Below are 21200 nucleotides of genomic sequence, written 5' to 3'. Positions count from 1 at the left end.
TCGTTCGAGGTTCATACCCCGCGGGGTACTACATACCCTAGGGGGTATACGGAGATCTGTCCACCGTCCCGCTCGGGCGACGGTCGCTCAGGTCCGGCGCGGCCGCCGTTCCGGTAGCGTCCGAGACGATCCCCGACCCGACGCACCTGTGAGGAATCGCCGATGAGCGAGGGACCCGTGACGCCGCAGCCCGGCGCGGGCCGTGCCCGTCAGAACGTCATCTACCGGGCCGGGGTGCTCGGGCGCACTCCCCCGGTGCCGACCGACTTCGCGGGGCTGGAACGCCTGGCGCGACGGAAGACGAGCCGCCGTGGTTGGGCCTACATCGCCGGGGGCGCCGGTGAGGGCGCGACGATGCGCGCCAACCGGGAGGCGTTCGACCGCTGGAAGATCGTCCCCCGCGTCCTGCGCGACGTGTCCCACCGCGACCTGAGCGTCGAGCTGTTCGGCCGCACCCTGCCCGCCCCGGTCCTGCTGGCGCCGGTCGGCGCCGCCGAACTCGCGCACCCCGACGCCGACGTCGCGATCGGCGGCGCGGCGGCCGAACTCGGTGTGCCCTACATCCTCTCCAACCAGGGCTGCGCCCCGATGGAGGCCACCGCGGCGGCGATGGGGGAAGCTCCGCGCTGGTTCCAGTTGTACTGGAGCAGCGACGACGACCTCGTCGACAGCCTGCTCGCCCGCGCGAAGGCGATCGGCGCGGACGCCGTGGTCGTCACCTTGGACACCACCCTGTTGGGCTGGCGGCCTCAGGATCTCAACCTCGGTTCCCTGCCGTTCGCCCGCGGCGAGGGGATCGCCCAGTACACCTCGGACCCGACGTTCGTGCGCATCGTCCGCGAGCGCATCGCGGCCGCCACCGGCGCCCGTCCCGAGGTGGAGGTGACCCTCGGCGCGATCAGGTCACTGCTCTCGATGAGTCGGCGCTACCCCGGCCGGCTCCTCGACAACCTCCGCTCCCCCGAACCCCGGGCCGCGGTCGAGACGTTCCTCGACATCTACTCCCGACCCTCCCTGACGTGGACGGAGATCGAGTCGCTGCGCGAGCGCACCGATCTCCCCGTGCTGCTCAAAGGCATCCTCCACCCGGACGACGCCCGCCGCGCCCTCGACGCCGGGGTCGACGGCATCATCGTCTCCAACCACGGCGGCCGCCAGGTCGACGGCGCGATCGCCGCACTCGATGCCCTGGTCGGCATCGCACCCGTCGTCGAAGGCCGGGTGCCGGTACTGCTCGACAGCGGAATCCGCACCGGATCGGACGTGTTCAAGGCGCTCGCACTCGGCGCCGACGCGGTCACCGTCGGCCGCCCGCACGTGTACGGGCTGGCCGTCGGCGGCCGGGACGGAGCCCGCGACGCCGTCGCGAACATCATTGCCGAGTTCGATCTGACGCTCGGGCTCAGCGGCCTGACGTCCGTGAAGGAGATCACCGCGGACGCGGTGACCCGCACGTGACCGGTGCCCACCGGATGCCGATCTTCGACGCCCACTTCCACATCGTCGATCTCCGCTTCCCGGTGACCCCGAACCAGGGGTACGTGCCCCCGGCTTTCACGGTCGCCGACTATCGCGAGCGGGTCCGCGGGCTCGGCGTCACCGGGGGCGCCGTCGTGTCCGGCTCCTTCCACGGCTTCGACCAGAGTTGTCTGCTGGACGCCCTCTCGCTGCTCGGACCCGGCTTCGTGGGGGTCACGCAGCTGCCGGCGACCGTGACCGACGACGAGATCACGCGGCTGAACGACGCCGGGGTGCGGGGCATCCGGTTCAACATCCGCCGCGGCGGTTCGGAATCCGTCGACCACCTCGGCACGCTCGCCCGCCGAGTGCACGACGTCGCCGGCTGGCACACCGAGTTGTACGTCGATGCGCGCGCACTGCCCGAACTCACCGGGACGATCGCCGCCCTCCCGGCGGTGAGCATCGACCACCTGGGCCTGTCCGCCGCCGGACTGCCGCACCTGGCGGCCCTGGTCGACCGAGGGGTCCGGGTCAAGGCGACCGGTTTCGGCCGAGTCGACTTCGACGTCGCCCCAGCGCTGCGCGCGGTGGCCGACCGGAACCCGCATGCCTTGATGTTCGGCACCGATCTGCCGTCCACCCGGGCCCCGCGGCCGTTCCTCGACGCGGACGTCGAGATCGTCACCGACGCCCTGGGCCCGGAACTCGCCGCGCGGGTACTGCACGACAACGCCGCGCAGTTCTACCGCGTGCGTTGACATCCCCGGCAACCAAGATCCGCGAAACGTCGTATGCGCCGCCGTTCGCGATCTACACTCGGGGGCGTCATTCGGTGCGCGGGGCGCGCCGCCGGCGGGGCGCGGCGGTCGGCACCCGGACGTGACATTCCGATCCCAGGAGCATCAGCATGAGCGCCGCCCGAACCACCCGAGCAATCCTCGCCACTGCCGCGCCGATCGCGGCGGCCGTCCTGTTCGCCGGCAGCGCCGGCGCCGCACCGCCCCAATCCCTCGGCACGGCACTGACCTTCGGATGCCTGAACCAGGGCAGCCTGGCCTCGATCACGGCGGTCACCGCGCAGGCCGGGCCGGAGGCGAGTCCCGGGATCCCACCCGGTCACGTACTTTTCTCCACCGCACCGGGACTGGGCCCCATTCCTGCCGCCGGGCAGGTGTCGGTCGCCTGGCTCAACCAGAGCACCGGCCAGGCGGGGATCGTCGACCTCGAGGGGACGTACCCGAACCTGGCGAAGGTGGTGAACACCGGGCCGGGCAACGTGCTCACCACCGTATTCGGTTCGGTGAACCTGAGCAGCGGCCCCATCTGCAACTCGACACCGGCCGTGGGGACGGTGACCGTCGGCTGACCGCGCCGGGATTCAGCGCGGGCTGTACATGATCAGCGCCACGCCGAGCAGGCACACCAGCGCCCCGGCCACATCCCAGCGGTCGGGGCGGAAGCCGTCGACGATCATCCCCCACCCGAGCGATCCGGCGACGAACACTCCGCCGTAGGCGGCCAGGATGCGGCCGAAGTTCGCGTCCGGCTGCAGCGTTGCCACCATCCCGTACGCGCCGAGGGCGATCACCCCGGCGCCTACCCAGATCCAGCCGCGCTGCTCCCGGATTCCCTGCCACACGAGCCAGGCGCCGCCGATCTCGAACAGCGCTGCCACGGCGAACAGGGCTAGGGACTTCGCGATACTCACGGGAAGCACCCTACGGCGTTGCACGGCTCCGGTGCGGATCGTCCGCACCGGAGCCGGCCCGGAACATGGTCAGGTTCGGCTCATCGCGCGCGGGCGCGGAACCAGCCGGGGCACGCGGGCACTGTAGTCGCGGTACCGGTCGCCGAATGTCTCGGTCAGATCGTGTTCCTCGAACCGCAGTGCGACGAGGATGTATCCGGTGGTGACCGCGGCGAACAGCAGGTGCCCCACGCTCATCGTCGGCGCTACCCAGAACGCAATCAGGAAGCCCAGATACAGCGGATGTCGCACCACCCGGTACAGCATCGGGGTGCGGAACTCGGTTTCGGCGGGCGGCTTCCCGGCGAAGTTCCGCAACACCTGGCGCAGGCCGAACAGGTCGAAGTGGTCGATCGCGAAGGTCGATGCGAGCACGAGACCCCATCCGGCGAACGACACCGCGTACAGGACCACGCGCACCGGGGTCGCGTCCACGTCCCAGATCTCCTGCGGCAGCGGACGCCACTGCCACATCACCAGTGCGAGGGCGGCGGTGGCGAACAGCACGAACGTCGAGCGCTCGATCGGTTGCGGGACGATGCGGGTCCACCGGCGCTTGAACCACGGCCGGGCCATCACCGAATGCTGAACGGCGAAGACGGACAACAGGGCCAGGTTCACCATCACGGCCACGACGACGGGCGTCTGCGGCCCCTCGTCGATGGTGCGGGGTACCACGAGACCTTCGACCCACCCGATCGAGTACAGGAACACCGCGAAGAACACGGCGTAGGCGACCGCGCCGTACGCGGTCATCAGGGTACGGCCGAGGCGGCCCCTGTCGGTCGTCTGCAACATCGTGAACATTCCTCCTCCGGGCGCGCCGCCCGTGCCACAGTCGGCGGATGTGCCGTGTGACCACGGTGCGCCGGTGCGGCGGAGGACGACAGGCACCCCGGGGTGAGGTTTCCGTACCCCCCGGCGGTCGTCCACCGCCCGGACTTGCTCGCATCTTCGGAATCTGCCCACGCCGTGGCCTGTGCGAATTCCGAAGATGCGAGCGAGTTATTCCCGGTGTGGGTGCGCAGGAGCCTGCGCGCGAGACGCTCTGCCGCGCAGCGTGTCCGGGCGGCGTACCGCAGGTCCGGCCGTCGCTCCGCCGCGGCCGGCTACCAGTATCGGTGCCGCTCTCCGTCGGTGTCGGCGACGAAGACGATCGCGTCGGCACCGTCCAGGTCGGCCGGGCCCAGCGGGATGTGGCCGGGCACGATCGGTGCGCCCGGGACGATCGACGGGTCGAGCGCGGCGCGCAGAGCCGGCGCCGGGAACAGGGCGCGCCGGGTCGTCGCCTCGGCCAGCACCCGCTGGAGGGTGCCCGGGTCGCTGTGCGGGCCGGCGTCGGTTGCCACGAAGACGTACCGCTCGCCGAGGACGAGTCCGACGTGCGCGCCGGCGCTTCCCCAGTGCGCCTCGTCCTCGCCGGCCTGTATGCGGGACTGCGCGCGCTGCAGGTGCACGTTGTGCGCGAACACCAGGACGGGTCCGCGTTGCTGCTCCTGCGCGACGATCGCGAGCAGGTTCTCGGCCATCATCTCGGCGCGCACGCCGAGCAGGTCGGCGATGCGATCGGGGCCGGGATGGGCCATGGCCGCGTGATAGCTCAGCAGGCCCTGCGCGGTGCGCGCGTGCGCGACGGCTCGGTCGTAACCGGTCGGGTCGGCGGGACGCAGGGCCGGTGCCGCGCGACGCAGGGCGCCGGCGACGTCGTCGGCGACGATGCGCAGGGCCCGAGCACGATCGGAGTCTCCGACGGACGCGGCCGGGTCGAACATGGCCGCCTGGTCGGTCCAGTCCGCGTCCTCGCCGAGGAGTGCGTCGAGGTCGTGGACCGATCGGGGTCGCAGCGCCGCGGGCAGATAGTCCCCGGCCCGGACCAGGGCGTGTCGCGGGCTCGGTGCACCGGAGTACTCCACCGGCGCATCGAACCCGTGGAAGCGAACCCGATCCTGCGGCGCACACCCGGCATTGTGCGTGCGGAGCCACTCGACGAGTTCCCGGTTACCCGGCACGGCGCCGAACCCGTGGCTGAACCCGGTCGCGAGCACCGTGTCGATCTCTCCTGGCGCCCCGGCCACGTAATCGTCGACGACGGACGCGGCGAAGAAGTCGGTCTCCAGGGCGATCGACCGGAACCCCCGTCCGACGAGGTGACCGAGGAGTTCGTTACGCAGCAGCGGGAACGCCTCGATCCCGTGGGTCGGCTCGCCGAGGGCCAGCAGGACCGGCGGCTCGCTCCGCGCGGCGAGCAGCTCGTCGAAGGCATGGTCCACGCCGGCCGGGTCGTCGAGCGGACGGGCGATCTCGCGTAGTGAGGCGGTAGATGACATGACACTCCTCTCGCGAAAGGAACTGCCCTCGACGATATCGTTGAAGAATCCAGTGAAACTTCTGCGACCTCGACCTGCGATCCGCAGGTCGAACCTTCAATCGGAGGTGCACGGTGCGACCTGTCGACCTGGCCCGGGAACACGGGTTGTCCGCGCAGGCGATCCGCAACTACGACGCTGCGGGAATCCTCCCACCGGCCGAGCGCAGCGAGTCCGGCTATCGGCGCTACACGTCCTTCCATGCACAGGCGCTGCGGACCTTCCTCGCGTTGCGCAGGGGCCACGGGCACCGGCAGGCGACGGAGATCATGCACGCGACCAATCGCGGCGACACCGAATCCGCCTACCGGCTCATCGACGCCGCGCACGTCGCGCTGCTCGCCGAACGCGACACCCGCCTCGAGGTGGCGACCGTTCTGGACGCCCTGGCCACCGCGACGTCGACCCCCGTGCGCGGTCGACCGCTGACGGTGGGTGAGCTCGCACGCCGACTCGGCATGCACCCGGCCACGTTGCGCACCTGGGAAACCCAGGGCATTCTGCGGCCCGACCGCGACCGGGCCACGGGCTACCGCGAATACGGGCCGGATTGCGTGCGCGATGCCGAGATCGCACGGCAACTGCGCCGGGGCGGCTGTCCGCTGGCCCAGGTCACCCGGTTCGTCGACTCGCTGCGCACGGCAGGCGGTGCCGACGCGTCGACGGCCTTCCTCGACTCCTGGCAGGATCGGCTGACCGAGCGCAGCCGCGCCCTCCTCGCCGGTGCGGCCCAGCTCGACACCTACCTCACGATGCTCGAGCGGGCACGGCAGACGTAGCCGACGACCCGGCGCGGCCAGGGTCCGGCAACTACTGCTCGGGCATCTGCACGTCCCGAGGGTCGATGTCGTCACGCAGCCCGCGCCAGCTCGGATGCCAGAGCTTGCCGGCGTCGGTCCATTCCCGGAACCGCACCTCCCCCACCAGTTTCGGGGTCACCCACACTGCATCCCGCGCGTCCTCGCGCGGAACGTCGCCGACGAAGGGGGTGGTGCGGCGCCGCAGACCGGACAGGGCGGCCGACAGTTCGGCGAGCTGCGGTTCGTCGAAGCCGGTGCCGACACGGCCGACGTACTCCAGTCCGGCCTCTCCGTGCACGCCGACCAGCAACGATCCGAAAGTGCCGGCACGAGCCCCCTTCCCGAGGCGCCAGCCGCCGATGACGACGTCCTGCGTGAGCCAGTTCTTCGACTTCAACCAGTCGGGGCTGCGTCGGCCCGGCACGTACACCGAGCTCCGCCGCTTGGCCACCACACCTTCCCAGCCGCGCCGGGTGCTCTCCTCGAGCGCCTCGGTTCCGTTGCCGCGCAGCAAGTCCGGCACGATCAGCCCGTCGGCCGCGGCCGCGAGCGCATCGAGCACCCGTCGCCGGTCGGCGTAGGGCTTGCGGTAGAGGGTCACCCCGTCGAGGTAGAGGACATCGAACACGAAGTATTGCGGGGTGCCGCCGGTCCGTAGCAACGGAAAGCTCGTGACGCCATGGGAGTCGCACGCGACCACCTCCCCGTCGAGGACGACGTCGTGTCCGTCCAGGATGCGGGTGAGGTCGGCCAGGGCGGGGTAGTCGCCCGTGATGTCGCGACCGGACCGCGAATGCAGCCGCAGCTGCCCGTTCTCGATCTCGGCGACGGCGCGGTAGCCGTCCCATTTTCCTTCGAAGGCCCATTCGTCGGCGTCGAGCCCGGTCACCTCACCCGGTGTCGCGAGCATGGGCTCGAGGTCGCGCGGCAATCCCGTCGACGGACCCGCCTGCACGCCCTGGTCCTTCATGCGGTGGGCGAGCCACTGGTTGCCGGCCGTGCGGATCAGCGCATACCTGCCCTGCACCCGCCCGCCGTGCAGGCGCACGATCACCTCGTCGTCGCGCCACTTCTCGGTCTCGTAGGTGCCGGTGTCCCAGATCGTCATGCTGCCGGCGCCGTACTCCCCCTTGGGGATGACGCCGTGGAAGGTGAGGTACTCGAGCGGATGGTTCTCGGTGCGCACCGCGAGGTTGTTGCGGCCCGGGCCGTCCGGCAGGTTCTTCGGTACCGCCCACGACGCGAGCACCCCGTCGCGTTCGAGCCTGAGGTCGTAGTGCAGCCGGCGAGCGTGGTGTTCCTGGATGACGAACGAGTCGCCCGGCCCGGAACCCACTGCGGAGGGAACGGGTTCGGGCGTGCGGGACGGATCGCGTTTGCCCCGGTACTCGGTCAGGGCGTCGGGCTCGGGCAGCGGCGGGTCGAGGTCGGCGAGCGGGTCGGGTCCGGTGTCGAGTCGCGCGAGCACCTCGTCGAACCGTAGCTGGCGCAGTCCGGGATCGTCGAGTTCGTCCCAGGTGCGGGGTGCGGCGACCCACGGTTGCTCGCGACCGCGCAGGGAATACGGGGCGATGGTCGTCTTGGCCTGGTTGTTCTGGCTCCAGTCGAGGAACACCCGGCCGCCGCGCGCGGCCTTGGCCATCGTCGCGGTGACCAGGTCCGGATGCAGCGTCTCGAGGTTGATCGCCACCTGCTTGGCCACGGCCGACGCCCCACCCGGCGCGAGTTCGCGGTCGAGCGGAACATACAGGTGTATCCCCTTGCTGCCGCTGGTGACCGGGTAGGCCGGCCAGCCCAGCCCGCCGACCATGTCGCGCACCAGCCGGGCCACCTCGGCGCACTGGACCAGCGTGACCCCCTCCCCGGGGTCGAGGTCGAACACGATCCGCGTCGCAGGGCCCGGAACGGAACCCGCGAACCGCCACTGCGGCACGTGCAATTCGAGTGCCGCCTGCTGCCCGAGCCAGGCCAGGGCCGCGACGGAGTCGAAGACCGGATAGGTGACCGACCGCTGCTTGTGGTGAACCGTCTTGCGGGTGAGCCACTTCGGCGCGTGGGAGGCGACGTTCTTCTCGAAGAACGACTCGCCGCCGACACCCTCGGGCCACCGCTTGCGGGTGCCGGGCCGGCCCGCGACGTGCGGCAGCATCACCGGGGCCACGGCCACGTAGTAGTCGACCACGTCGGCCTTCGTGGTGCCCGTGTCGGGGTAGAGCACCTTGTCGAGGTTCGTCAGATTCAGACGACGGCCTTCGAACGTGCGGGTCGTCATCGCCTCATTGTGCCGAGAGGAGCCGGCGAGCGTGCAGTTCTCGCGCCGGCCTCCGCGTGTCGCCCGCGAAAAGTGCATCCTCGGCGCACCTCATAGGCGACTCAGCCGTACAGCTCGGCGAACCGGCGCAGCGAGGCTTCGATGTCGCCGTGCAGGGCCCGCGCGACTCCGGAACCGATCGGCCCGAACAGCGGCGCCCCACCCAGGTCGATGTTCAGGCTGAGCACGGAACCGACCCCGGCCGCCCGGACCGTCATCCGCAACTTGAAGCGGGTGCCGCCCTTACCGGAACCGTGCAGGACGAGATGGTGCGGCGAGTCGATCTCGCGGACGGTCCACGCGACCCGGTTGCGCATGCCCTTCACCGACACGACCGACTCGGCGGTGGTGCCGACGACGAGTTCGCTCGGCAGGTCGCTGCGCCACCCGTCGTGGATGGTCAGCCATTCGTCGAACCCGTGCAGATCCGACGCGCGCACCCAGGTCACGTGCGGTTCGAGCGGGAGATCGGTCGATACCTCGAGTTTGGCCATGCCCGGCAGCGTAGACGCCGAAGCGCGGGCCCGGGGTGATCGACCCCGAACCCGCGCTCCGTGAGTGTTGCCTAGTGGGCGACAGCCTTTTCCACACCGACACCGGTGAGCGAACGGACCTCCATCTCGGCCTGCTTGGCCGGGTCCTCCAGCTTGCGGCGGCCGATGAAGGTGCCGACGACGCCGAGGGCGAAGGCCAGCGGGATCGACACGATGCCGGGGTTGGCGAGCGGGAAGAGGGCGAAGTCCACGTTCGGGAACATCGAGGACGGCTTGCCGGACACCGCCGGGGAGAAGGCGATGAGCAGCAGGCAGCTGATCAGGCCGCCGTAGATGCTGAACAGGGCGCCGGTGGTGTTGAACTTCTTCCAGAACAGCGAGTACAGCAGCGTCGGCAGGTTGGCGGAGGCGGCGACCGCGAAGGCCAGGGCCACCAGGAAGGCGATGTTCTGCCCCATCGCCAGGATGCCCAGCACGATCGAGACCACACCGATGACCACGACGGTGATGCGGGAGACCCGCACCTGGTCCTCCTCGGAGGCGTTGCCGCGCTTGATCACGCTGGCGTAGATGTCGTGGGCGAAGGACGCGGACGCGGTGATCGCGAGGCCGGCGACGACCGCGAGGATCGTGGCGAACGCGACGGCCGAGATGATGCCGAGGAAGATGGTGCCGCCGAGTTCGAAGGCGAGCAGCGGGGCGGCCGAATTCTCCTTGCCGGGGGCGCCGAGGATGACGTCCGGTCCGACCAGCTTGGCGGCGCCGTAGCCGAGCACCAGGGTGAACAGGTAGAACCCGCCGATGAGGGCGATGGCCCAGGTCACCGAGCGACGTGCCTCCTTGGCGGTGGGCACGGTGTAGAAGCGCATCAGCACGTGCGGCAGGCCGGCGGTGCCGAGCACCAGGGCGATGCCGAGCGAGACGAAGTCGAGACGGGTCATGTCGCTGATGCCGTACTTGGCGCCCGGAGCGAGCACGTCCCGGCCGGCGACGGCCTCGTTGGTGGAGCTGTTGACCATGGCCTGCGCGTCGGCCAGCAACTGCGAGAAGTTGCCGCGGACCGCGAACAGCACGAGCACGAACATGATGCCGGCGCCGGCGACGAGCAGAACGGCCTTGACCATCTGCACGTAGGTGGTGCCCTTCATGCCGCCGACGAGCACGTACACGATCATCAGGACACCGACCACGGCGACGACGATGCCCTGGCCGAGCTTGCCGTCGATGTTGAGCAGCAGCGCGACGAGGCCACCGGCACCGGCCATCTGGGCCAGCAGGTAGAACAGCGACACCGCGAGGGTGGACAGCGCGGCGGCCATACGCACGGGCCGCTGCTTGAGCCGGAAGCTCAGCACGTCGGCCATGGTGAATCGGCCGGTGTTACGCAGCAGTTCGGCGACGAGCAGCAGGGCGACGAGCCAGGCGACGAGGAAGCCGATGGAGTACAGGAAGCCGTCGTACCCGTAGACCGCGATGGCGCCGGCGATGCCCAGGAACGACGCGGCCGACAGGTAGTCACCGGCGATCGCGAAGCCGTTCTGCGGGCCGGAGAACTGCCCGCCGCCGGTGTAGAAGTCGGAGGCCTTCTTGGTCGAGCGGCTGGCCCGGATCACCAGGCTCATCGTCACGACGACGAACGCGACGAAGATCGCGATGTTGAACAGGGGGTTACCGACGTCCGTGGCACCCTGGGCCAGAACTGTCACATGCGCGAGCGCATTCGTTGTCACTGGGCCGGTCCTTCCAGCTCTTCGCGGATCGCGGCGGAACGCGGATCCAGGTCACGATTGGCGAACCGCACGTAGAGCGCGGTGATGACGAATGTCGAGACGAACTGGCCGAGTCCGAGGATCAGGCCGAGGTTGATGTTGCCGAGCACCTTGGTCGCCATGAAGTCGGCGGCGTAGGTGGCCAGCAGGACGTACACGAAGTACCAGGTGAGGAAGAGAGCCGTCATCGGGAAGACGAACCGCCGGAGCCGGCGGCGCAAGTCCTGGAACTCCGGACTCGCCTGCATGTCGACGAAGTCCTGCGCATCGGGCGTGCGGCGTTCGATCGCCCCGCCCTTGCCGAGGTGAGCTGTGGTCACTGCCGACTCCTTGGTCGTGGCTTCAGGGATCGCCCCTGTGAGGCGTACTACCAGTAGACCGTAATGAGACGAGAGTCACACGGAAAGAAGGTGGCACCGGTCACACGGTGAGCTGTCGCCCGGTGCGGCGAACGGTCTGCCGGGCGCGACGAGTGGCGGCTCAGCGCTCCCCGCGCGGGGACGGCCGTCCCGGTCCGAGAGGCTCCGCCGGAACGCCGGTGTCCTCGAACGCCCCGAGTTCCCGGTCCCTGCCCATCCCGAGCCGCTCGGGCACGTGCATGCGGGAGAAGACCCGGCCGACGTCCGCCGGGACGCGAGTGCGGGTGGCGAGGCTGACGACGACCATGGTGACGAACGCGAGCGGCACACTCACCGCGGCCGGGTAGCCGACGAGGGCGGCGACCCACCCGCCACCGGCCTCGGGATCGATCCGTACCAGCACGACGACCAGCGCCGCGCCCCCGGCCACCACCGCGCCGGTCACCATGCCGGCGGCCGCGCCGGCGGCGGTGAGCCCGCGCCACCAGATACCGAGCATCAGCAGCGGGCACAGCGTGGAGGCAGCCACCGCGAACACCAGGCCCACGGCCCGCGACAGGTCCAGCGACGTCACCGCCAGCGACAGCCCGAGGGGCACCAGACCGGCGAGGACGGCCGCGATCCGGAAGTCGCGCACGCGTCCCCGCAGCACGTCGGTGGAGAGGACGCCGGCGACGCTGACCAGCAATCCCGAGGACGTGGACAGGAACGCCGCGATCGCCCCTGCCGCGACGAGCGCGGCGAGCAGCTGGCCCCCTAATCCGGAGAGCACCGACCCCGGCAGCAGCAGCACGGCCGCGTCGGAGCGGCCCGTGATGAGCAGTTGCGGCACGTACAGGCGTGCGAACACCCCGAGCAGCGTCGGGAACAGGTAGAACACCCCGAGCAGGGCGATCACCGCGAGCGACGTCATGCGGGCCGCACGCCCGTCCGGGTTGGTGTAGAAGCGCACCAGCACGTGCGGCAATCCCATCGTGCCGAGGAAGGTGGCGAGGATCAGCGAATACACCTGGAACATGGGGTGGGCGCCCCCGATCCCTCCGCCGGGGGCGACCCAGTCGTCGTTGGTGGCCGGCGCCCCGGCCACTACCGGCACGGCCGCACCGGGTTCGAGCACCAGCGCCGTGCCGGCGGCCACCTCGTGCTCGCCGGGCGCGAGCAGCACGGTGCCGTCCACGGTCCGTCCGTCGACCCGGCCGGTGGCTGTGACCGCGAGGGGTTCGCCGACCTGGACGACGACATCGGTGGTGACGTCGACGGTGGTGCGCTCGGTGACCGTCGGCGGCGCCGGCTGTCCGACCGCGCGGTCGTCGTCGAAGAAGTGGACGGCGAGCACGAGGGCGGGCACCGCGACGGCGGTGAGCTTGAGCCAGTACTGGAACGCCTGGACGAAGGTGATCGAGCGCATGCCGCCGCCGACGACGTTGCCGACGACGATCAGGGCGACCGCGACGACGCCGACCCAGTCGGGAACCCCGAGCAGGATGTTCAGCGTCAGTCCCGCGCCCTGGAACTGGGGGACGAGGTAGAGCACACAGACGACGGCGACGATCACCATCGAGAGGGTGCGCAGCCACCGCGCACCGAGCCGGAACTCCGCGAAGTCCGGCACGGTGTAGGCGCCGGACCGGCGCAGCGGGGCGGCGACGAACAGCAGCAGACCCAGGTAGCCCGCGGTGAAGCCCACCGGGTACCACAGGGCGTCGGCGCCGTACTTGGCGATGAGTCCGGCCACGCCGAGAAACGAGGCGGCGGAAAGGTATTCACCGGAGATCGCGGCGGCGTTCCACCGGGGTCCGACGCTGCGGGAGGCGATGAGGAAGTCGGAGGTGGTGCGGGCCAGCCGGACTCCGTAGATGCCGATCGCGACGGTGGCGGCGGCAGCGGCGACGAGACCGACGACGGTGGCGACGGGGATCGAACCGGTATCCATGAGCCGCTCAGTCGTCGACCAGGTCGGTGAAGTCCTGCTCGTTGCGTTCGGCCAGGCGGACGTAGAGCCGGCCGATGCCGAGCAGCAGCGGATATCCGACGAACCCGAGCAGCAGCCACGGCAACCGGATGCCGAGCACGGTCACGTCCGTCAGGTGCGGCACGAAGTGGAACAGCACGGGCAGGGCGCACAGCAGACACACCGCGACGAGCGCGAGCCGTGCGGCGAGGCCGAGCTGGGCGCGGACCAGGCCGCGCACCATCGCCTCCCCGACCTCGGTCTGTTCCTGGACCTCCACGCGGGTGCGCACAATGCGGGCGCCGCGGCGCTGGGCGAGCACCACCCGTTCCCGCGGCGGCGGGCCGCCCGAACTGCCGCCCGAGCTGCGCGAGGGTGAGCCGCCGGACGGACTCATCTGCTCGTCCAGGTCTGCATCGGGCCGCGGATCAGGCGGTCCTTGAGTTCGCGGGTGTGACGACGGCTCACTGGCAGTTCGACGGCCGGCTTGCCCTCCTCGGCGCGCAGGCACACCACGAGGCCGGAACCGACGCTGCGGATGCCGGTCACCAGGGGCAGCGCCACGAGGTAGGAGCGGTGCACCCGCAGGAACCCGGCGTCGGCCCAGCGGCTCTCGAGCGTGGAGATGGGGATGCGCACGAGGTGGGAGCCGGTGCCGGTATGCAGGCGTGCGTAGTCGCCGTCGGCCTCGACCCACTGCACCGACGACCGCGGCACCAGGGTGGTCACGCCGCCGAGTTCGACGGGGATCACCTCGTCCGAGGTCGCTGCACCCGTGGTAGCGGATTCGGTTCCGCGGGTGCGGCGCTCGGCGATGCGGCGCACCGCCTCCGCGAGCCGTTCCTCGCGCAGGGGTTTGAGCAGGTAGTCGACGGCCCCGAGGTCGAACGCCGCCACGGCCCGGTCGTCGTGTGCGGTCACGAACACGACGGCGGGCGGGTTCGCGAAGTTGCGCAGGATGCCGGCGAGCTCGAGGCCGTCGAGGCCGGGCATGTTGATGTCGAGGAACACCGCGTCGATTCCGCCGTCGCGCAGCAGCCGCAGCGCGGTCGTCGCCTCGCCCGCGGTGTGGACGTGGCCGATCTCCTCGCGCCGCCGCAGCAGATACGCGAGCTCGTCGAGGGCCGGCGGTTCGTCGTCGACGGCCAGCACGGTGAGGGTGTCGGTGGTGTCGTTCACAGCCGGTCCATCGTGCCATGCCGGACCGCCCGAGCGGAGCGGACCGGGCCACTCGCGCACAGGGTGACCGGGTGACGGAAGGGTCGCGTCATGCCCGGATCCCGGGACGGAACTTCGGTACCCGCATGCTGACCTTCGTCCCGGCCCCGGGAGCCGTCTCGACGACGAGGCCGTAGTCGTTGCCGAACGCCGCGCGCAGGCGGTCGTCGACGTTGGCGAGTCCGACGTGCGCCGCCTCCTTCGCGCTGGTGCGACCTTGTCCCTCGGCGTCGAGGTCGCCCGAGCGCAGGAGTTCGGGATCCATTCCGACGCCGTCGTCCTCGACGCTGATGACGCAGTCGGTGCCCTCGTCCGCGGCAACGATGCTGATGGTGCCGGTGCGGGTGCTCTTGCCGGCGATGCCGTGCCGCACGGCGTTCTCGACGAGGGGTTGCAGGGCGAGGAACGGCAGCACCACGTTCAGGACCTCCGGCGCGACCTGCAACCGCACCTCGAGGGCGTTGCCGAAGCGGGCCCGTTCGAGCGTGAGGTAGCGGTCGATGTTGCGCAGTTCGTCGGCGAGCAGCGTGTACTCCCCGGCCGCCCGGAACGAGTACCGGGTGAAGTCGGCGAATTCGAGGAGCAGTTCGCGGGCGCGTTCGGGGTCGGTGCGCACGAAGGACGCGACGGTACCGAGGGCGTTGTAGATGAAGTGCGGGCTGATCTGCGCGCGCAGGGCCCGCACCTCGGCGCGGTCGAGGCGGGCGCGGGAGGCGTCGAGTTCGGCGAGTTCGATCTGGCTGCAGGCGTAACGGGCGACCTCGGTGAGCACACCGAGCAGGGCCGGCCCGGGTTCGGTGGTCGTGACGACGCCGAGCGCGCCGACGACCCCGACGCCGTCGATGACGAGCGGCTGTACGACGACGGCCCGCGCGGCCTGATCGTCGGCGCCCCGCCGGAGGTCGCCGTGACCGACGAGGACGCGCCGGTCCTCGGCGATCGCGCGATGTGCGGCGGCGAGCAACTGCTCGGACAGCCCCTCGAAGGGGCCGCTCCACGCCAGGCAGGTGCCGTCTGCGTCGACGAGCGCGACGGCGGGCGTGCCGGTGAGGGAGCGCAGGTGCGGGGCGGCCTCCTGCGCGGACGTCGCGTCGAGGCCCCGCCGCAGCGGCCGCGCGGCGAGCGAGGCGGTGTGCAGGGTGGCGTGCACGGCGCGCTCGGCCGGGGTGGTCAGGCCGCGCCGGGTGCGCAGCCACAGTGCGGCGACGCCGGCGACGACGAGCAGCGCGACGGCGAGCAGCGCGACGACCGTCCCGTTCACCGCGTCACCGGTTCCGGCCGGTGTTCGGGCATCCGGCCGGAGACGAGGGCTGAGCGCGTGCACGGTCGAGCGGGTCGGTCATGGCTCCACGCTACGAGTTGCCGCGTGTGCAGAGCACGGGAAGGGGCAGGAAACCGAAGCCGGCGCGGCCACGAACCGGCCGTGGGAGACTTCCGGGGGTGACCGCTCGACGTGGGCCCCGCCCGTTCGACTACTCGCTCGACTACGCGAATCTCGACCTGCGCCGGCAGCCGCACCTCTACCGCGTCGGCCGTGGGGAGCAGGGCGTGCTGAAGGTCGAACCGTACAAGTCGGAGTTGCTGCCGCACTGGCGATTCGCGACGGTCGAGCAGGCCCGGGCGAGTGCCGAGACGATCCTGACGATGTTCTTCTCGTATCTCGACGAGGGGGATTTCGTCGGCGCGGACATGGCCCGCAAGTTCCTCCAGATGGGGTACACGCGGGCGCGGCGGTATGCCGCTCGTCCGGGTGGCCGCAAGTACGACGGACCCGTCCCGCGGGACCGCCGGGGCCGCAGCGGTGCGCACGGCCGCGCGGAGCTCCCCCGGGGTCCCGAGGACGAGGAGAAGGCTGCGGCCGCAGAGGTGTTCAAGCAGGCGTGGGACCGTGCCGCGGCGGAGCCCCGGTACGTCGAACAGCGGCGGAAGCACCGGGACCTGTACGGCTGATCGTCTGCCGGCCTCCGGGCGAACGGTCAGCGGCGCCGCCGGTTGATCCGCTCCTCCGCGGCCGCCTCCTCGATGTCGAGTCCCTCCAGCACCGTGCGCAAGGTCTCGTCGTCGAGGTCGCCGTCGTCGCGCGCGGCGATCAGAGCCTGCCGCTGGGCACGCAGCACCGAGCGCCGGAGCGTTTCGAACAGTGCGGCCGCTTGCAGCACGGACGGGTCGCGTTCCCCCGCGTCCTCCACCTGCTGCGCCTCGGCGCGGGCCTGTATCGACCTGTTCACCCGGTCGAGGATGCGCTGCAAGTCGTCGGCGTCCACGCCGGCCGGAGGATTCGCTCCGAGCTCGGCGAGATGCTGTCGTGCCGCCGTGGTCGAGATGGTCCGCGCGAGTTCCAGCTGTTCCTCGGTGTAGAGCCGCTCGTAGGGGTCGGCGACGTTCAGCGCGCGGATGAGTGCCGGCATCGTCGCGCCCTGGATGAGCAGCGTGCCCACCGCGACGACGAATGCGATCACCTGGACGATCTCGCGTCCGGGAAACGGCTCGCCGGACGCGAGGACGAACGGGATGCCGCCGGCAGCGGCGAGGGTCACGACCCCGCGCATCCCGGCCCAGGAGATGACCAGGTATTCACGTCCGCTGAACTGGTCCCGGCCCAGCCGGTCCAGGCCGATGCTCCGCGTGAGGCGTCGCCGCGCCCAGTGCAGCAGCACCCACAGGGGACGCACGGCGATCACCACGCCGAGGATCGCGAAGCCGTAGAGGAAGGCGACGTGGACGTCGAGTCCGTTGTCGCGGACCTCGTCGATCACGAACTTCAGTTGCAGACCCATGTAGGCGAAGACGAACATCTCGAGCAGAATGTCGAGGCTTTCCCAGACGGCCCGCTCCTGGATCCGGGTGGCCACCGACGCGTCGGTGGCGCGGTGCCCCATGTACAGCCCGGCCGCGACGACGGCGAGCACGCCGGAGGCCCCGATCTCCTCGGCGGCGAGGTAGGCGGTGAACGGAAGGACCAGCCCGAGCACGGTTTCCAGCGGAGAGTCGTACATCCGGCTGCGGATCAGGTGCACCACCGTGGCGAGCAGCAGGCCGATCGCCACGCCGCCGATCACCTCGTAGCCGAAGAACGCCACCGGGGAATCCGTGGCGAACACCCGGGTGCCGGCGACCGCCGACACCGCGACCGCGAACAGTGTCAGGGCGGTCGCATCGTTGACCAGGCCCTCACCGGTGAGCACCGCGATCACCCGCTTGGGCAGGCCGAGCTTCCGGCCCACGGCGACGGCGCTGACCGCGTCGGTCGGCGCGACCACCGCACCGAGCACCAGCGCCGCCCCGAGGGTCAGCTCCGGGACGAGCCAGGACGCGGAGAGCGCGACGGCGAACGCCGTCGCGAGAACCGTGAAGATGCCGAGCCGCAGGATCGGGGTGAGGTGTCTGCGGAACGTCGCGACGGAGAAGCGCAGCGCCGCGGAGTAGAGCAGCGGGGGCAGCACCACTCCGAGGATGACGTGGGGGTGGAGCTCGAGCCGCGGCATTCCCGGAATGAAGGACGCGAGCGAGCCGATGGTCACGAGGACGAGGGGGGCCTGCAGGTTGCTCCGGTTGGCGAGACCGGTGACGGCGATGGCGGCGATGACGACGAGCAGAATCCAGGTCCCGTTCACCCGTCGATTGTGACGTGGGCGGGGGTCCGGCGCCGTCGGACGAACCGGTCGCCGGGCGGGCGCGTCAGGAGTGCGACGGGGCCTCTCGGCCGGACGGCCGCGCGGACGGCGACTCGGGCGCGGCCGGTTCGACGACCAGCACCGGCACCCGGGCGTGCTCGACGAGATGCGCGGAGACGCTGCCCAGCAGTCGCCGCGACATTCCGCGTCCGCGACGGCCGACGACGATCACGTCCGCCTTACCGTCGGCGGCGTACCAGCACAGCGTCTCCCCCGGCGGCCCGGCCAGCACTTCGTGTCGGACCTCGACGCCGGTGACGTCCGCGGTTGCCGCCGCGAGCCGCCCGGACACCTCGTCCGTCGCCTCGGCGCAGTCCTCTACCGCCGTGTCGAACGAGACCACCTCCGCCAGTATCAGCGTGCCGAGCCGGGAACCGAAGATCGCCCGGGCCTCCCGCAGCGCCTGCTGCGCCTGGGGCGATCCGTCGAAGCCGATCAGCACCCGCAGGCCGTCCGGTTTCGGGGGGACCGCGGTCGTCGGGGACTCGGGACGAGCGGACCGTGGCTGCCGTTCGACACGTTCGTAGGCGATCGGCACGAACAGCGGACCCAGGGCGACCGCGATCAGAGTCCATCTCGGGTCGTGCCCGCGTCTGGCCATCCACAGACCGGTCACCAGGCCGATCAGCGCCCACACGATCAGGAAGACGACGAGGACTGCCGGATTCATCACCCCATGATCACACAGCCCCGGCCGGAATCCGACTCTGCGGACAAATCGGGCGATACGTACCCGTGCGCGTCTCGCTGATAGGTTGGTGAATGGCCGACGAGGCCCACGGAACCGCTATGAATCCAGAGTCCCCCACGCCGCGTCCCCCGTCCCGCCCCGCGGGTGCGCCTGCCGGGCGCGGGCACCGCACCGCGCTGCAGGAAGCGACGACCGTCCGACGACTCGGCGCGAGCGTGCGGCACGAGGCGTCGTCGGCAGCGGGGTACCGGCACGACCTCGACGGCCTCCGCGGTCTGGCGATCGGACTCGTCGTCGTCTATCACCTCTGGTTCGGCCGCGTCTCGGGGGGCGTCGACGTCTTCCTCGTGCTGTCGGGCTTCTTCTTCACGGGCCTGCTCCTGCGCCGGACCGACGACAGCGGCGGACCCCCGGTGGCGCAGACCGTCGCCCGCACCGCACGTCGGCTGCTGCCGGCGCTGGTCGTCGTTCTGGCCGCGGTCGCCGTGGCGACCGCGATCGGGCGGCCCTTCACGCAGTGGAGCGACACCGTCGAGGAACTGCTCGCCTCGCTGCTCTATGTCCAGAACTGGCATCTCGCCCGGACGGCCGCCGACTACCAGGCGGCGGACGCGTCGGTCAGCGCGATGCAGCACCTGTGGTCCATGTCGGTGCAGGGCCAGTTCTACGTGCTGGCGCTGACGGTGGTGGCGGCCGTCGCCTGGATGTGCCGCCGACGCGGCCGCCCGCACGCCACGCGGCCGGTGCTCACCGTCGTCCTCACCGCCGGATTCGTGGGGTCGTTCCTCTACGCGACGATCGTCTCCCGCACCGAACAGGCCTGGGCGTACTACGACACGGGCGCACGGTTGTGGGAGCTGCTGGCGGGCTCGCTGCTGTATCTCGCGCTCGGGCGGGTGTCGCTGCCGCGTCGCCGGCGCTCGCTTCTCGCGGCCGCCGGGCTGGCGCTGGTCCTGACGTGCGGGGTGTTCCTCGACGGCGCGAACGTGTTCCCGGGCCCGGCGGCCCTGGTGCCCGTGGGGGCGACCGCCGCGCTCGTGCTCGCGGGTGCCCACACCACGCGAGGACCCGGCGCGAGCCGCATCCTCGCCTCGCGCCCCCTCCTCGCGCTGGGACGGATCGCGTACGCGCTGTACCTGTGGCACTGGCCGGTGCTGATCTTCTACCTCTCGTGGCGGGATCGGCCGGCCGTGGGACCACTCGGCGGACTGGTGGTCCTCGGTGTCTCGCTCGTCCTGGCGTGGCTGACGCACACCTGGATCGAGTCACCCCTGCGGAAGTCGCCCCGCCCCGCCGTCGAAGGGGGTGCACGTCCCCTCGCGTCCCGAGCGGCCACGGCTCTGGTGCTGACGGCAGGGCTCACCGTCGTGACCTGCGCAGCGGCCTGGCAGTGGTATGTGACGCACAATCCGGAGACGGCGACGCGGGTCGGCGACCTCGATCCGGCCCGCTATCCGGGCGCCGCGAGCCTGACCGACGGGGCGTTCACTCCCGACGCGCCGATGCGTCCGACGTTGCTCGAGGCACCCAACGATCTTCCCCCCTCGACGTACGACGGCTGCATCTCCGACCTGAGCACTCGGGACGTGATCGTGTGCACCTACGGGGATCCGGCCGCGGAACGCACCGTCGCCCTCGCGGGTAGTTCCCATGCGGAGCACTGGCTCACGGCACTGGACGAGATCGGGCAATCACGCGGCGTGCGCCTCGTCACCTACCTGAAGATGGGTTGCCCGCTCACGCTCGCCGACGAACCGATGCTCGGCGACCAGCCGTACCCCGACTGCCGGGACTGGTCCCGGGACGTGCTCGACCGGCTCCGCGAGGAGCCTCCGGACTGGGTGTTCTCCACCGCCACCCGTCCGCGACCGGACGGGCCGGGCGACTACACCCCCGGCGACTACGTGGCGGTGTGGGAGCGGCTCGCCGACTACGGGCTGCCGTTCCTGGGCATTCGTGACACGCCGTGGCTGCACCACGACGGGGTGCCGTACAGCGCCGTCGACTGCCTCGCCGAGGGCGGGGACGCGACGTCGTGCGGCATGCCGCGGGACGCGGTTCCGTCTGCGGAGAACCCGACGTTCGACGCCGCCGCGGGGCTGCCGACGGTCCGTGCGCTCGATCTGTCCGACGCCGTCTGCGACACGGCGATCTGCCGGGTGGCCGAGGGCAACATCCTCGTCTACCACGACTCACACCACCTGGCCGCGACCTACGTGCGCAGCCTCACCCCGGAACTGGACCGGCAGATCGGTATCGCCACCGGCTGGTGGTGAGCTGCGCCGGGCGCGGCATCCGAACCGGCACCGCTACCCGCGTGCCATTGCACCGCGCCCTTGACACGTCCCGAGAAACGAAT

General features: G+C 71.0%; 19 protein-coding genes. 6 read left to right on the top strand and 13 right to left on the bottom strand.

Annotation, left to right across the window (positions count from 1 at the left end; translation table 11 throughout):
- The first annotated feature begins 162 nt into the window (after nt 1-162).
- The 3 genes from AC2IPW_RS05910 (at nt 163) to AC2IPW_RS05900 (ending at nt 2827) form a co-directional block, all read left to right on the top strand.
- Complete coding sequence (locus AC2IPW_RS05910) at nt 163-1458, top strand: lactate 2-monooxygenase (RefSeq protein WP_416062899.1); 1296 nt, start codon at nt 163-165, stop codon at nt 1456-1458.
- On the top strand, nt 1455-2219 hold the full coding sequence (locus AC2IPW_RS05905) for an amidohydrolase family protein (protein ID WP_486376494.1): 765 nt from the start codon (nt 1455-1457) through the stop codon (nt 2217-2219). The genes AC2IPW_RS05910 and AC2IPW_RS05905 overlap by 4 nt, the downstream gene beginning before the upstream one ends.
- A 149-nt stretch (nt 2220-2368) precedes the next feature.
- Nucleotides 2369-2827 carry a hypothetical protein gene (locus tag AC2IPW_RS05900; RefSeq protein WP_003936332.1) on the top strand — a complete coding sequence of 153 codons (459 nt, stop codon included), beginning with the start codon at nt 2369-2371 and terminating at the stop codon, nt 2825-2827.
- A gap of 12 nt (nt 2828-2839) precedes the next feature.
- Here the strand turns inward: AC2IPW_RS05900 and AC2IPW_RS05895 are convergent, their stop codons facing one another.
- The 3 genes from AC2IPW_RS05895 to AC2IPW_RS05885 all read right to left on the bottom strand — a co-directional run bounded on the left by AC2IPW_RS05895 (nt 2840) and on the right by AC2IPW_RS05885 (nt 5535).
- The gene (locus AC2IPW_RS05895; protein ID WP_040782206.1) at nt 2840-3169 is read right to left on the bottom strand and encodes a YnfA family protein; all 330 of its coding nucleotides are present in this window, start codon (nt 3167-3169) and stop codon (nt 2840-2842) included.
- A gap of 69 nt (nt 3170-3238) precedes the next feature.
- The gene (mddA, locus tag AC2IPW_RS05890) at nt 3239-4006 is read right to left on the bottom strand and encodes a methanethiol S-methyltransferase (protein WP_289377686.1); all 768 of its coding nucleotides are present in this window, start codon (nt 4004-4006) and stop codon (nt 3239-3241) included.
- 311 nt (nt 4007-4317) lie between these two features.
- On the bottom strand, nt 4318-5535 hold the full coding sequence (locus AC2IPW_RS05885; RefSeq protein WP_486376493.1) for an erythromycin esterase family protein: 1218 nt from the start codon (nt 5533-5535) through the stop codon (nt 4318-4320).
- Nucleotides 5536-5648: 113 nt separating this feature from the next.
- Here AC2IPW_RS05885 and AC2IPW_RS05880 point away from each other — a divergent pair, with 113 nt between their 5' ends.
- Complete coding sequence (locus AC2IPW_RS05880) at nt 5649-6353, top strand: MerR family transcriptional regulator (RefSeq protein WP_486376492.1); 705 nt, start codon at nt 5649-5651, stop codon at nt 6351-6353.
- Nucleotides 6354-6384: 31 nt separating this feature from the next.
- Here AC2IPW_RS05880 and AC2IPW_RS05875 read toward each other — a convergent pair whose 3' ends face one another.
- From AC2IPW_RS05875 to AC2IPW_RS05840, 8 genes are all read right to left on the bottom strand, one after another.
- Nucleotides 6385-8646, bottom strand: a complete 2262-nt coding sequence (locus AC2IPW_RS05875) for an ATP-dependent DNA ligase (RefSeq protein ID WP_486376491.1) — start codon at nt 8644-8646, stop codon at nt 6385-6387.
- A 101-nt stretch (nt 8647-8747) separates the two neighbouring features.
- Nucleotides 8748-9179 (bottom strand): type II toxin-antitoxin system Rv0910 family toxin, encoded by a 432-nt coding sequence (locus AC2IPW_RS05870; protein WP_003936338.1) that lies wholly within the window; start codon nt 9177-9179, stop codon nt 8748-8750.
- A gap of 71 nt (nt 9180-9250) precedes the next feature.
- Entirely contained in the window at nt 9251-10885 is a 1635-nt protein-coding gene (locus AC2IPW_RS05865; protein WP_054375054.1) for a solute symporter family protein, read from the bottom strand.
- 20 nt (nt 10886-10905) lie between these two features.
- The gene (locus AC2IPW_RS05860) at nt 10906-11268 is read right to left on the bottom strand and encodes a DUF485 domain-containing protein (protein ID WP_054375053.1); all 363 of its coding nucleotides are present in this window, start codon (nt 11266-11268) and stop codon (nt 10906-10908) included.
- Between the two features lie 160 nt (nt 11269-11428).
- Nucleotides 11429-13240, bottom strand: a complete 1812-nt coding sequence (locus tag AC2IPW_RS05855; protein WP_486376490.1) for a sodium/solute symporter — start codon at nt 13238-13240, stop codon at nt 11429-11431.
- A 7-nt stretch (nt 13241-13247) separates the two neighbouring features.
- Entirely contained in the window at nt 13248-13655 is a 408-nt protein-coding gene (locus tag AC2IPW_RS05850) for a hypothetical protein (RefSeq protein ID WP_486376489.1), read from the bottom strand.
- On the bottom strand, nt 13652-14437 hold the full coding sequence (locus AC2IPW_RS05845; protein WP_486376488.1) for a LytR/AlgR family response regulator transcription factor: 786 nt from the start codon (nt 14435-14437) through the stop codon (nt 13652-13654). Before AC2IPW_RS05845 ends, AC2IPW_RS05850 begins: the two co-directional genes overlap by 4 nt.
- Nucleotides 14438-14525: 88 nt before the next feature.
- On the bottom strand, nt 14526-15737 hold the full coding sequence (locus AC2IPW_RS05840) for a sensor histidine kinase (protein WP_003936344.1): 1212 nt from the start codon (nt 15735-15737) through the stop codon (nt 14526-14528).
- A gap of 179 nt (nt 15738-15916) precedes the next feature.
- On the opposite strand from AC2IPW_RS05840, the gene AC2IPW_RS05835 reads away from it, so the two are divergent.
- On the top strand, nt 15917-16426 hold the full coding sequence (locus AC2IPW_RS05835) for a DUF4385 domain-containing protein (RefSeq protein ID WP_289377693.1): 510 nt from the start codon (nt 15917-15919) through the stop codon (nt 16424-16426).
- Between the two features lie 26 nt (nt 16427-16452).
- Here AC2IPW_RS05835 and AC2IPW_RS05830 read toward each other — a convergent pair whose 3' ends face one another.
- A complete protein-coding gene (locus AC2IPW_RS05830) occupies nt 16453-18090 on the bottom strand; it encodes a Na+/H+ antiporter (RefSeq protein ID WP_486376487.1) in 1638 nt (545 codons plus the stop codon).
- A 64-nt stretch (nt 18091-18154) separates the two neighbouring features.
- Nucleotides 18155-18820, bottom strand: coding sequence for a universal stress protein (locus tag AC2IPW_RS05825; protein ID WP_486376486.1), 666 nt, complete (start codon nt 18818-18820; stop codon nt 18155-18157).
- A 119-nt stretch (nt 18821-18939) separates the two neighbouring features.
- Between AC2IPW_RS05825 and AC2IPW_RS05820 the strand changes: the two genes are divergently transcribed.
- A complete protein-coding gene (locus tag AC2IPW_RS05820; RefSeq protein WP_486376485.1) occupies nt 18940-21117 on the top strand; it encodes an acyltransferase family protein in 2178 nt (725 codons plus the stop codon).
- The last annotated feature ends 83 nt before the right edge of the window (nt 21118-21200 follow it).

The sequence above is a fragment of the Rhodococcus sp. NS-SX18 genome, assembly GCF_057367935.1.
This window is presented reverse-complemented; position numbering and strand designations above follow the sequence as displayed.